Genomic DNA, 12,409 nt, shown 5'->3' on the forward strand with positions numbered 1-12,409 from the left:
ACCGCAGCGCGCGCTCCAGTTTTCAAGCCGTTGTTGAGATCCTGACCGGCACATCAGTCAGTACCCGGACCGATCCGCTCCCCGGCGGTCCGCGACCCCTCGCTCGACCGGAAGGCCCGGCTGCCACGCGACGTGAAGACCCGACTGAGCACCCCGTCCCCCTCCGCGTGAGTACGCGCACTCACGCGGGGGCGGTGGCCCGATCGCAGACTCGGCACATGACGAACCTGGTCCCGCCCGCCACGGTCACCCGCTCCCCGCGCCGCCTGTGGCTCCCGCTGGCGCTCGCGGCTCTCACCCTCGTGACGGTGCCCGCCTGCGGTACGGAGAAGACGGAGAGGGCGGGCGCCGACGGACCGCCGAGCACGCACGCCGACACCGCCGGAGACCGGCCCGGCGCCGCCTTCACGAAGATGCTGGACGAGGTCGCGCACGCGTGCCCGCCCAGCGCCGCGCCGGAGGCGCCGCCGACCGGTCCGGCGGAGCCTTCGACTCCCGGTCCGGCGGAGCCCTCGACTCCCGGTCCGGGGGAAACACCGCCGAGCGACCCGATCGAGCCCCTCGCCCCCACGGCGGGGCCGGAAGTGGAGCTGAACGCCCGCGACTGGTGCGCGGGCGTCCGACACGAACAGCGCATCGCCGAGGCGCTGTGGGACCTGACCGACCCCACCCCCACCGAGGTCAGGACAATCCTGAACGACCTCGGCTACATCGACGAGCGCATCCACGGCCTCGAGCGGTCCGGTACGACCACACGGTTCTCCCTCGACCTGCGCGACCGAGGCGGACGGCTCTGCCTGAACGGGTCCGCGGCCGGCGAGCAGACCGTCGTCGACATGTGCGTGGCCCCCACGACCGGCCCGTTCACACCCGCAGAGCAGTCCGCCCACCAGGGCCCGTCACCTACGCCGTAGCGGGCGGACGACACCCGCGCGGGACGGCCCGGGGCCTCCTACGGTGTGCTGCCCGAAAAGCCTTTCATCTGGTCAGACCGACAGAGCCACCACCCGGCCGGGGTCCCGGTGGAGGAGGATAACGGCGCGATACGACCCCCATATCCGCCGCCAGCACAGTGGAGCCCGATCTCGTTTCGAGGTGTGGAATCAACCCTGAGCCCCAGAGGTGAACGCCCATGAGTACGGACCCCAAGTCGGTTGTGCACGGGATTCTGGCCGAGGACCTGGAAGTGGACCCGGCGGACATCGCGGACGGCGCCCTGCTGCGGGACCTGGACCTGGACTCGCTGGCCGTGGCCGAGCTGATCGTGCGGATCAAGGAGGAGACCGGCGTGGACCTCGGCGGTGAGGAGACGCGGGTCGCGGACCTCACCGTGGCGGAAGTCGTCTCGCTGGCCGGCGCGGGACTGGAAGCGGCGTGACCGAGGGGCCCGTCGCCATCACCGGTGCCGGACTGGTGACGCCGGCCGGTACCGACGCCGACTCGACCTGGGAGGCGATGTGTGCCGCCGACTCCCTGGAGAGCGGTGACCCGGAGCCGCTGGCCGGTACCGGCGCCTGGCACAGTCTGCGGGTGCCCGCGCTGCGGCCGGGGCAGCTGACCGGGCGCGGGACCGCCCGTACCGATCCCTTCATCCGGTTCGCCCTGGTGGCCGTGGAGGAGGCGCTGGCCCAGTCGCGGCTGGATCCGGGCAGCTGGGACGGCAGCCGGGTCGGCATCGTCGTGGGCAGTGCCTTCGGGGGCGTGACCACGCACGACGAGCAGCATCTGCGGATGGAGCGGCAGGGCGCGGGCATGGTGTCGCCGTATCTGCATCCCCGGGCCCTGATCAACATGGCGGCCGGGACCATCGGCGCGCGGTACGGGATCACCGGGCCGGCACACACCGTGGCCGCCGCCTGCGCCTCGGGCGCCTCGGCGTTCGGGCTCGGCAAGACACTGCTGGACGCCGGTCTCTGCGACACGGTCGTCGCCTGCGGTACGGACGCCGCCGTCACCCCCCTGGTCGTCTCCGGGTTCGCCCGCATGGGCGCGCTGTCGGAGCAGAAGGCGACCGACGCGTCCCGGCCGTTCGCCGCCGACCGCGACGGCTTCGTGATCTCGGAGGGCGCCGCGGCCGTCGTCATGGAGAAGCCGGCCAAGGCGCGCGCCCGGGGCGCGGACGTGCTGGGGCGGCTGCTCGGCCACGCCGACACCTCCGACGCCCACCACCCGACGGCCCCCCGCCCGGACGGCGCGGGCGCCGCGGCAGCCGTCGAACAGGCGCTGGCGGCGGCGCGCATGACGGTGGGGGACGTGACCTCCGTCAACGCGCACGGCACCTCCACCCCGCAGAACGACCGGACGGAGGCCCGGCTCATCGCCCGCCTCTTCCCGCACGGCCCGGCCGTCACCGCGAACAAGGGCCTGCTCGGCCACACCCTCGGCGCGGCCGGCGCCATCGAGGCCGTCCTCACCCTGCGCAGCCTGCGCAGCGGCATCCTGCCGCCCATCGCGCACACCGAGCGGGCCGATCCCGGCCTGCCCGACCTGGACCTGGTCCTCGGCGGCCCCCGCCGACACGGAGGGAGCGTCGCCGTCAGCACCTCCTTCGGATTCGGCGGCAGCAACTGCGCCCTGGTGCTGGACGCCGCCTGACCCACGTACGCGCCCCCACACAACGCGCCCCGCACAACGCGCCCCCACACAACGCGCGGCCGCACTGCCGGGCCGGCCGGCACCCCGTCACACCGCCCCGGTCCGAGCGGCCACCCCCTGGAGAGTCCATGACGCAACGCGAAGAAGAACTGGCCCGTGTCCTCTCCGGGCCCGAGTTCGCCACCATCCGACCGGACGACCTGACCCTCCTCGACTACAGCCTGCTGACGCTGCGCCGGGCGAGGCTTCTCAACGGGGCCGGGTTCGCGGCCAACTCCCTGTGGCTCGGGCGTGGTGACAGCGCCCGCTTCCCGGAGTTCCTGCGCACCATGGGCTGGATCGGCGCGTACGACCTGTCCCTGCTCAACGTCCTGGTGTCGCACCAGATCGCCGGTGACGCGCTGCTCAGCCACGCCGGTCCGGAGCAACTGGACGCCTGGGCGGCGGAGATCGACTCGATGGAGCGGATGTACTGCTTCGCGGGCTCCGAACTGCTCGCCGGCTCCGACCTGAAGCAGGTGCGGACCATCGCGGTGTACGACCCGCGGGACCGGTCCCTGGTGCTCAACACCCCCCGGCCGGCCGACAGCAAGGTGTGGACCGGCAACAGCCTGCACACCGGCGACGTGGCCATGGTGCTGAGCCGGCTTGAGGTCGGCGGGCGGGACGAGGGACACCACTGGCTGCGTGTTCCGCTGCGCGCGGACGGCGCGGTGCTGCCCGGCGTGCGCATCGGGCGGGCCGAACCGAAGGGCGGTGTCACCGCCAACCAGACCGGCGTACTGACCTTCACCGACCACCGGCTCCCCCTCTCCGCCCTGATGAACCGCTGGGCGTCGATCGACGAGGAGGGCACCTACCGCTCACCGCTGCCGCGCCACCGGCGGTTCGAGGAGTGCCTGGCCACCTTCACGCACGAGCGGCTCTTCCCCTCGGTGGGCGCGGCGTACGCGCAACTGCTCGCCTGCGCGATCACCACCCGGTTCGCGGCCGTCAAGCAGACCTTCGGCAGACCGCTGCTCGGCCACGAGCACTACCGCATGCGGCTGTCGGCCGCCGTGGGCCGCTCGCTGGCCGCCCGGCACGCCATGGCGGCGCTGTCGGACCTCGCGGTGGCCCGCAGCGCCCACGGCGCACCGGCCCGCGACCAGGTGCTGCACGCGCTGATCTCCTGCGGGAAGTCCGGCTCGACCGGCGACGCCCGGCAGACCCTCGCCGAGACTCGGGAGCTGTGCGGCGGGCTCGGTTACCACGACGCGAACCAGATCGCGCCCCTGCTGCACGACTACGAGATCGCCGTCACCTTCGGCGGCGACAACACCGTCCTCGGCTACCAGGCGACCCGCTTCGCCCTGCGCCACCGCGAGGACTTCGACAGGGTGCTCGACGAGGCGGTGGCCGGAGCCGCGCGCCTGGACGCCGCCCGGGTGCTCCGGGCCGTCTGCGACGCCCTGCTCGACCGGGTGGAGCGCGACGGAGCGGGCGAGGCCAGCGCGCGGTGGAGCCGTGCCGTCCACCAGTTGCTGGCGATCGGCCATTGGGCCCGGCAGGCCGCGACCCCGTTGTCCGAGCGGCTGCTCGGGCAGTACGCGGCGGCCTGCGTGCTGGAACACGCGCTGACCGGTCTGCGGGCCGGGATCCTCGGCCAGGACGCGCTCCTCGGCTTCGAGGCGGCCCGCCACGAGGCGGCCGGCGCGTCCCTCGACGCCGGGGCGCTGCTGCGGGAACTGGCGGTGCCCGAGGGACTGATCAGCGCGCCCATCGCCCATCCGGACTTCGCCGAACGGCATGCGGCCGCGGCCCACGCCGGAACCGGTCCCGTCCCCGGCGCCGTCCAGGCAGGAGTACGCGCGTGACCGCGGCGAACGACCGCGTCGGCGCCGTCGTCACCGGTCTGGGCACCTGCCTGCCGGAGACCGTGATCACCAACGACGAGGTGTCCCGGCACCTGGACACCGACCACGCCTGGATCCACAGCCGCACCGGCATCGAACGCCGTCACCGGGTGTCCGCCGGGACCTCCACGGGGGACCTCGCCGTGACCGCGGGGGCCGCCGCGCTGAAGTCCGCCGGACGCGACGACTGCGACCTCGTCCTCCTCGCCACCACCACACCGGACCGGCGCTGCCCCGCCACCGCCCCCCGGGTGGCGTCCCGGCTCGGGCTGCGGGCCGCCGCGTTCGACCTGTCCGCCGTCTGCTCCGGCTTCGTGTACGGGCTGTCCGTGGCGGACGCGATGATCACCGCGGGCACCTGTGAGCGGGCCCTGGTCATCGGCGCGGACGTCTACTCCTCGATCGTGGACCCCGGCGACCGGGGCACGGCCGTGATCTTCGGCGACGGCGCGGGCGCCGTGCTCCTCGAGCGCGGCCGGACCGGCGAGCCGGGCGCGGTGCTCCACACCGAACTCGGCAGCGACGGCACCGGCGACGACCTGATCACCATCCCGCCGCAGGGCGAGTACCTCACGATGAGGGGCAGCGACGTCTACACCCGCGCCGTGACCACCATGACGGAGTCCGCGCGCTCGGTGGCCGCGCACGCGGGCTGGGACCTGGCGGACGTGGACGCCTTCGTCGGACACCAGGCGAACCTCCGCATCCTCACCTCGGTGGCCAAGCGCCTCGGTCTGCCCCGGGAGCGGGTGGTGACGAACATCGCGGACGTGGCCAACACGGCGGCCGCCTCCATCCCCCTCGCCCTGGCCGACGCCGCGGCCGAGGGGCGCATCGGCTCCGGGGACCGGCTGCTGCTGACCGCCTTCGGCGGCGGTCTCACCTGGGGCTCCGCCGCCGTCGTCTGGTCGGGCGCCGAACCCGTGCAGGACCAGCGGAGCTGACCGGACCGAGCCCACGAGCAGAAGGGACACGTGGTGCCGAAGCTGCGGATCGCGGTCGTCGGCGGGGGCATCGGCGGACTCGTCGCCGCCCTCGCCCTGACCCGGAAAGGCCACGAGGTACGCGTCTTCGAGCAGGCGCCAAAGCCCAGGGAGACCGGCGTGGGCATGCACCTGGGCCCCAACGGCAGCCGCCTCCTGGAACGCTGGGGCCTGGGCGAGCGGCTGCGCGCGCTCGGCGTACGGCCCACGGGGATGGAGGTGCGGGACTGGTCGCACGGGGGCACCCTGGTGCGGCAGCCGATGGGGGAGGAGTGGCTGGCCGAGTTCGGGGCGCCGTACTACACGATCCACCGGGCCGACCTGCACACCGTGCTCGGCGAGTCGCTGCCGTCCGGCGTCGTCCGGCCGGGGCACCGGCTCGAACGGTTCACCGACACCGGGCGCGAGGTCCGGCTGGAGTTCGCCGGCGGCTCCACCGCCGAGGCCGACGTGCTGATCGGCGCGGACGGGGCCCACTCGCTGGTGCGCCGCACCCTCGCCGGGCCCGACACCGCCGTCTTCTCCGGCCAGAGTGCCCTGCGCGGCGTCGTCGCCCGCGATCAGGTGCCCGCCCTGCCCGGCGACACCCTGCTGGTGTGGGCGGGGCCGGACGCCCGCATGCTGGTCTACCCGGTGCGCGGCGGGGAGTTCCTCACCTTCGTGGCCGTCGTGCCCGACCCGCGCCGACGGCTGGAGTCGTGGAGCGCTCGTGGCGAACCGGACGAGCTGGCCGCCCGCTTCGACGGCTGGAACCCCGACGTCAAGTCGCTGGTCGCCGCGGTGCGCGAGACCCGCCGCTGGGCGCTGTACGACCGTGAGCCGCTGGCCCGCTGGAGCAGCGGCGCCGTCACCCTGCTCGGTGACGCCGCCCACCCGATGCTGCCCCACCACGGCCAGGGTGTCAGCCAGGCCGTCGAGGACGCGGCGGTCCTCGCGCACTGCCTGGACGCGCCGGCCCGCGTCGCGTCCTCGACCGCCGTCCGCCGTGGGCTGATCGCGGACGCGCTGGACGCCTACGACGGCGTCCGCCGTCCGCACACCACCCGCGTCCAGCTCGGCTCCCGCGGCGGCGGCTCGCAGCGGCTGCGTCCCGAGGAGGACGGCGGCGAGTCCACGGGGACGATGTCGTCCCTCGTCCGTGACGTGTCCTGGATCCAGCGGCACGACGCCGAGGCCGGCCTTCCGCCGCTGCCGCCGGCGCCCCACTGAACCCCCTCTTCGAGCTTCCGTCCCTGCCCGCGCGAGAGAACCCAAGGAGAAATCATGTCGCACGACAACCTCGGCCGACGACGGCTGATGACCACCACCCTCGGCACCGTCGCGGCCGTCGGCCTCGGCGCCGGCGGCGGCCTCCTGGGCGCCGGTCCGGCGGGTGCCGCCGAGCGGCCGGCCGGTCCGCACCGCGGCCGCGGCGACGACTTCCCCGACGTACCCGGCATGCTCGGTGACCGCCGCGCCAACGAGCTCTGGTACATGTTCGACGAGACCACGCTCTACCACGTGGGACCGGAGCTGGAGCAGGCGTTCACCGACATCGAGACCGCGCTCGGCGACGGCTGGGAGCGGGCCATCTTCGACGCCTGGATGGCGATGGCGGCCACCAGCGACTACCCGCACAACTTCATCGAGTACGTCACCCCCATCAAGGGCCCGCTCGCCGTGCTCTCCAAGGCCCAGCTCGGCGTCTTCGACACCTACTACCGGCCCGGCGGCCGCGGCATCGTCAGCGCCTTCGCGGACTTCGCCCAGGGTGTGCTCTACGACCCCCGCCGGGAGCGCCCGGTACACACCATGAACGGCAACCCGCCGCCCGGCTACCACATCTGGTTCATCTTCATGCGCTCCATGATGCTGCTGGACATCAGCCGCCACCGCTGGGAGCGGATGGCCCCGGTCAACGCGATGGCATGGGCCCTGCAGACCATCGCCAAGCCCACCCAGACGGAGGTCAAGGAGCCGCTGCCGCGTCAGGTGGTGGTCCGTGAGGCCGTCAAGTGGCTGCCGCGCAGCGTGCGTCAGCTCGACCGCGACTTCCTGTCCTACCCGCTCCCCGAAGGCATGAGCTGACGGACGCCCCGCGGGCGCGGCGCGCGACCCTCGCCGACCCGGAGCGCGTCGTCAGCAAGACGGCGCGCTCGGTGCCCGCCGGAGACGGGATTTCCGCTCATGCTCACTCGATACGCGGCCGATAACGGCGGCCCATAGCGTCACGAGTGCACACAAAATGACTGCCGACGGAGGCTCTGACAATGGCTGCGAATGCCGCGCGGTCGGCGCCGCGCTACGACGTGACGCTGAACCAGTCGGACGCGGAACTCGTCGAGGAAATAGCCTGGAAACTCGCCACACAGGCGACCGGGCGGCCCGACGACGCCGAATGGGTCGAGGCGGCCAGGAACGCCTGGCACGAATGGCCCGCGACCCTGCGCAAGAAACTCTCCGAGTTCCGCCGGGACTCGGGACCGGACGGCAGCATGCTGCTGCGGGGACTGCCGGTCGACTCCATGGGGCTGCCGCCGACCCCGGCGGTCAACGGCTCCGTGCAGCGCGAGCCCTCGCTGGGCGCCGCCGTGCTGCTGACGGTGGCCTGCGGACTGGGCGACCCCGGCGCGTTCCGTCCGGAGAAGAACGGGGCCCTCGTCCAGGACGTCGTCCCCGTTCCGGGGATGGAGGAGTTCCAGGGCAACGCCGGCTCCACCCTGCTGACGTTCCACAACGAGAACGCCTTCCACGACCACCGCCCCGACTTCGTGATGCTGCTGTGCCTGCGGGCCGACCCCACGGGCCGGGCGGGCCTGCGTACCGCCTGCGTCCGGCGGGTGCTCCCGCTGCTCTCCGACCGTACCGTGGACGCCCTGTGGGCACCGGAGTTCATCACCGCGCCCCCGCCCTCCTTCAACCTGAGCGGACCCGGCGAGGCCGCCGGCCCCGTCCTCCTCGGCGACCCCTCGGACCCCGACCTCCGGGTGGACCTGGCGGCCACCGAACCCGTCACCGAACGCGCCGCCGAGGCCCTGCGGGAGCTCCAGGACCGCTTCGACGCCACCGCGACCACCCACCGCCTCGTACCGGGCGAACTGGCGATCGTCGACAACCGCGTCACCGTCCACGGCCGCACCGAGTTCACCCCGCGCTACGACGGCACCGACCGCTGGCTCCAGCGCACCTTCGTACTGACCGACCTGCGCCGCTCCCGCGCGTTGCGCCCGGCCGACGGCTACGTGCTCGGAGAAGCGCCACAGCCCGCCTGACCGGCGAAGCCCCAGCAGTGAAACAGGAGTAGGAGTCCGATGACGAGCACGCAGACCAGGGAGCGACCGCCCGCTCCGGAAGCCGGGGCGAAGAGCGTGCCGGAACCCGGGCCACCGGCCCCGTCCGCCCGGAAGGTCGGACTGCGCTCCCTGTTCCCGTATCTCCAGGGCTACTGGCCGACGCTGGGGATCGTCGCGGTGCTCTCGCTGGCGGTGACCCTGCTCACCCTCAGCCAGCCGGTGCTCACCCGCGACGTGCTCACCGACATCGAGGCGGACCGGCCGGTGGGCCGGCTGGTCGCCCTGCTCGTCGGCGTCCTCATCGTCGTCGCCGTGCTCGGCGGGGTCCGCGACTACCTGCTCCAGCGGGCCGCCGAAGGGCTGGTCCTGACCGCCCGCCGCCGACTGGTGGCCCGGCTGCTGCGGCTGCCCATCACCGAGTACGACCGGCGCCGGACCGGCGACATGCTCTCCCGGGTCGGCGCCGACACCACGATGCTGCGCGCGGTGGTCACCTCCGGCCTGTTCGACACCGTCACCAACGTCGTCATGGTCGGCGGCTCCGCGCTCATGATGTGCCTGATCGACCCCACCCTGTTCGCGGCCACCGCCCTCGGCCTGGGCCTCGGCGTCCTCGCCGTCGTCGGGCTCTCCCGCAGGGTGCGCGGAGCCTCCCGCGACGCCCAGGACCGCATCGGGGAGATGACGTCCGCCGTGGAGCGCGCCATCTCCGCCGTCCGCACGATCCGCGCCAGCGGCGCCGAGGAACGCGAGGGGCACGCCGTCGACGGCTACGCCCAGGAGGCGTACCGCGCGGGCATGCGCATCGCCCGCCTCCAGGCGATGATCAACCCGATCACGTCGACCACCATCCAGGTGGCCTTCCTCGTGGTCCTCGGCCTGGGCGGCGCCCGGGTGGCCAGCGGCGCCATCCAGGTCGGTGACATGGTCGCGTTCGTCCTGTTCCTGTTCATGCTCTGGTTCCCGCTCGGCCGCGCGCTGACCGCCTACTCCCGGCTCCAGTCCGGACTCGGCGCCCTCCAGCGCATCGAGGAGATGGTGGACCTGCCGCAGGAGACCGACAGCGCCGCCGCCAGGACGCTGACCGTGCGGGAGCGGACCCGGCCCGAACCCGCAGCCGACGCCGGTGCCGGAGTGCCGCCCGCGATCGAGTTCGACCGGGTCAGCTTCGGCTACGACAACGGCGAGACGGTCCTGCGGGACGTGTCCCTCACCGTCCCCCGCGGCACCCGCACCGCCCTGGTCGGCCCCTCCGGAGCGGGCAAGTCCACCCTGCTGTCCCTGGTGGAACGCTTCTACGACGCCACCTCCGGCGTGGTGCGGGTCGGCGGCACGGACGTACGCGACCTGCCGCGCCGAGACCTGCGCCGGCGCCTCGGCTACGTGGAGCAGTCGGCGCCGGTCCTCGCCGGCACCGTCCGCGACAACCTGTCCCTCGCCGCACCCGACGCCACCGACGACGACATGCGCGAGGTGCTGCGCTCGGTCAACCTCCTGAGCGTCATCGAGCGGGCGCCGCAGGGCCTGGACACCGAGGTCGGCGAGGGCGGCGTCCTGCTGTCCGGCGGCGAACGGCAGCGGCTCGCCCTGGCCCGCACCTTCCTCGCCGCGCCGCCGATCATGCTGCTCGACGAGGCGACCAGCAACCTCGACGCCCGCAACGAGGCCCTGATGCGGGAGGCCATCGGCACCGTCACCGCCGACCGGACCCTGCTCGTGGTCGCCCACCGGCTCTCCACCGTCGTGGACAGCGACCAGATCGTCGTCCTGGAACACGGCGAGGTCGTCGCCGCGGGCCGCCACGAGGAACTGACCGGCACCAGCCCCCTCTACCGGGAGCTGGCCAGCCACCAACTGCTCATCCAGTAACCCCCACACGCGGAGGGGCCTCCCGGTGAAATCACCGGGAGGCCCCTCCGCGTGTGCCGTGTGCCGGTCAGCCGGCCGTCGCCAGGCACTGCCGGACACGGTGCCGGGTCAGTTCCCAGGCGGCGTCGAGCCGTACCGCCCGGGCCCGCGAGGCGTCGTCGGTGAAACGCCGGTGGGCACGGCGCTCGCGGTAGAGCAGCAGCGTCAGGTTCACCAGGAACGGCATCATCCCGTCCCGCTCGTCGGCGCGTTCGGCCACCGCCACCTCGATCCGCGCCCGGGCACCGGGCACGTCCCCGAGCAGCATCCAGAGCTGGGCGAGGTCCAGGCAGGGCAGGTACAGGGCGCTGCTCGCCCAGTCGATCAGCACCTCCCGGCCCCGGCTGCGGACCACGTTGGCCAGCACCAGGTCGCCGTGGCCGAACTCGCGCGGCGGTCCGGACAGTTCCAGGAGCCTGAGGAGCGAGGTCCAGTGATCGTCGTCGAAGACACCCTGGGCGCGCACGCCGTCCAGCATCCCCCGGTAGTCCACCGACCAGCCCTCGGCCGGCGCGGGCCGCCAGTGCCGCAGCCGCTCCACGGCCGCCAGCACCCCGGCCAGGTCCTCGGGGGAGACGGGCGTGACCGGGAACCGGTCCGGCGCCAGCACCTCCCCGGCGAGCCGCTCCATGACCAGCACGGCGCGCTCCTTGTCGGAGGCGAACCGCCGCGGCACCGGCACCGGCGGGGGCACCGCGTCGAACAGGTCGTACGTGTCGATCTCACGCAGGCACTGGCGCCGCCAGTCGGGTGTGCGCACCTTGGCCAGCGCCTCCACCCCGTCCAGAGTGCCCCCGACCACCAGGGAGGTGCGGCTGCGGTAGACGACCTCACCGGGGGCGAAGCCGGGGCACACCTCCAGGGCCAGCCCGACGAGGTGCCGGTCGGCGGGCGTCAGGGCGGCCTCTGACTCGGTCTTCAACGCGTTCTCCTTCACCGGCGCAGGAATTCGACGAGGCTCTTGTTCACCGCGTCCGGTGACTCGAGGTATCCGTAGTGCCCGCAGTCGGGCACCAGTTCGTACTCGGCGCCGGGGATCGCGTCGGCGACCTCCCGGCCCAGGTGGGGCGGGGCGATCAGATCGTCCTGGAAAGCGATCACCCGGGTGGCGGCCCGGATGCCGCGGTAGGCCTCGCGCCGGTCGGGCATCACGCCCACCCCGAGCTGGGCCCGGTGCCCCGCCCCGGACACCCGGGTCAGCTCCAGCACGTCGAGCCAGTCGCGGGCCTGCCGGTCGTCGTCGAGGGTGCGGGGCGAGAGGTTCTGCATGGCCTGGACGACCGCCTCGTAGGCGGCGGGCAACCGGACCCCCTGGTCGTACAGTTCCATCTCCGCGCGGCACAGCGCGTCGCGCAGGGCGTCCGGGCGGGCCCGGGTCGCCATCAGCACCAGCCGGTCGACGAGGTCGGGCCGGGACAGTGCCAGCTCCTGGGCGATGTGCGCGCCCATGGAGATGCCCGCCACCTGGCAGGGGCCGAGGCGCAGTTCCTCGATGAGGGCCGCGGTGTCGGCGACCAGGTCGTCGATGCCGAAGCCCCCCGGGCACTCCTCGCTGGGGGCGATGCCCCGGTTGTCGAAGCTGATCACCCGGAAGCCGGCGGCCACCAGGGCGGGCACCTGGTGCAGGTGCCAGGCCCGGCCGCTGCCGCCCGAGCCCATGACGAGCAGCACGGCGGGCGCCGAGCGCTCACCCCCGGGCGGCGCGCTGTCGTAGTAGTTGATCCTGATGTCGTTGACGGTGATGACAGGCATGGCG

11 protein-coding genes are annotated in these 12,409 nt (G+C 73.5%); 9 read left to right on the forward strand and 2 right to left on the reverse strand.

Features of this window, described 5'->3' with window-relative positions; all coding sequences use genetic code 11:
- The first annotated feature begins 218 nt into the window (after nucleotides 1–218).
- The 9 genes from ACFZP7_RS27730 to ACFZP7_RS27770 all read left to right on the forward strand — a co-directional run bounded on the left by ACFZP7_RS27730 (nucleotide 219) and on the right by ACFZP7_RS27770 (nucleotide 10,614).
- A complete protein-coding gene (locus ACFZP7_RS27730; RefSeq protein WP_385636441.1) occupies nucleotides 219–914 on the forward strand; it encodes a hypothetical protein in 696 nt (231 codons plus the stop codon).
- Between the two features lie 218 nt (nucleotides 915–1,132).
- Nucleotides 1,133–1,378, forward strand: coding sequence for a phosphopantetheine-binding protein (locus ACFZP7_RS27735; protein ID WP_127441473.1), 246 nt, complete (start codon nucleotides 1,133–1,135; stop codon nucleotides 1,376–1,378).
- Nucleotides 1,375–2,595, forward strand: a complete 1,221-nt coding sequence (locus ACFZP7_RS27740; protein WP_019331097.1) for a beta-ketoacyl-[acyl-carrier-protein] synthase family protein — start codon at nucleotides 1,375–1,377, stop codon at nucleotides 2,593–2,595. Before ACFZP7_RS27735 ends, ACFZP7_RS27740 begins: the two co-directional genes overlap by 4 nt.
- Nucleotides 2,596–2,723: 128 nt before the next feature.
- Nucleotides 2,724–4,451 carry an acyl-CoA dehydrogenase family protein gene (locus tag ACFZP7_RS27745; protein ID WP_385636443.1) on the forward strand — a complete coding sequence of 576 codons (1,728 nt, stop codon included), beginning with the start codon at nucleotides 2,724–2,726 and terminating at the stop codon, nucleotides 4,449–4,451.
- Nucleotides 4,448–5,434 (forward strand): beta-ketoacyl-ACP synthase III, encoded by a 987-nt coding sequence (locus ACFZP7_RS27750; RefSeq protein ID WP_385636445.1) that lies wholly within the window; start codon nucleotides 4,448–4,450, stop codon nucleotides 5,432–5,434. Before ACFZP7_RS27745 ends, ACFZP7_RS27750 begins: the two co-directional genes overlap by 4 nt.
- Before the next feature lie 30 nt (nucleotides 5,435–5,464).
- Nucleotides 5,465–6,682, forward strand: coding sequence for an FAD-dependent monooxygenase (locus ACFZP7_RS27755; RefSeq protein WP_385636448.1), 1,218 nt, complete (start codon nucleotides 5,465–5,467; stop codon nucleotides 6,680–6,682).
- Nucleotides 6,683–6,736: 54 nt separating this feature from the next.
- The gene (locus tag ACFZP7_RS27760; RefSeq protein ID WP_030978468.1) at nucleotides 6,737–7,540 is read left to right on the forward strand and encodes a hypothetical protein; all 804 of its coding nucleotides are present in this window, start codon (nucleotides 6,737–6,739) and stop codon (nucleotides 7,538–7,540) included.
- 182 nt (nucleotides 7,541–7,722) lie between these two features.
- Nucleotides 7,723–8,724 carry a clavaminate synthase family protein gene (locus tag ACFZP7_RS27765; RefSeq protein WP_030978470.1) on the forward strand — a complete coding sequence of 334 codons (1,002 nt, stop codon included), beginning with the start codon at nucleotides 7,723–7,725 and terminating at the stop codon, nucleotides 8,722–8,724.
- A 39-nt stretch (nucleotides 8,725–8,763) separates the two neighbouring features.
- Complete coding sequence (locus ACFZP7_RS27770; protein WP_031021292.1) at nucleotides 8,764–10,614, forward strand: ABC transporter ATP-binding protein; 1,851 nt, start codon at nucleotides 8,764–8,766, stop codon at nucleotides 10,612–10,614.
- Between the two features lie 67 nt (nucleotides 10,615–10,681).
- On the opposite strand, the gene hasP is transcribed toward ACFZP7_RS27770, so the two are convergent.
- Both hasP and ACFZP7_RS27780 read right to left on the reverse strand, forming a co-directional pair.
- Complete coding sequence (gene hasP / locus ACFZP7_RS27775; RefSeq protein WP_385636452.1) at nucleotides 10,682–11,575, reverse strand: 3-hydroxyasparagine phosphotransferase; 894 nt, start codon at nucleotides 11,573–11,575, stop codon at nucleotides 10,682–10,684.
- Between the two features lie 11 nt (nucleotides 11,576–11,586).
- Entirely contained in the window at nucleotides 11,587–12,405 is an 819-nt protein-coding gene (locus ACFZP7_RS27780) for an alpha/beta fold hydrolase (RefSeq protein WP_030978472.1), read from the reverse strand.
- Between the last annotated feature and the right edge of the window lie 4 nt (nucleotides 12,406–12,409).

Origin of the sequence: Streptomyces sp. SudanB5_2050 (assembly GCF_964272335.1) — a bacterium.
GTDB classification, from domain to species: Bacteria; Actinomycetota; Actinomycetes; order Streptomycetales; family Streptomycetaceae; genus Streptomyces; species Streptomyces rochei.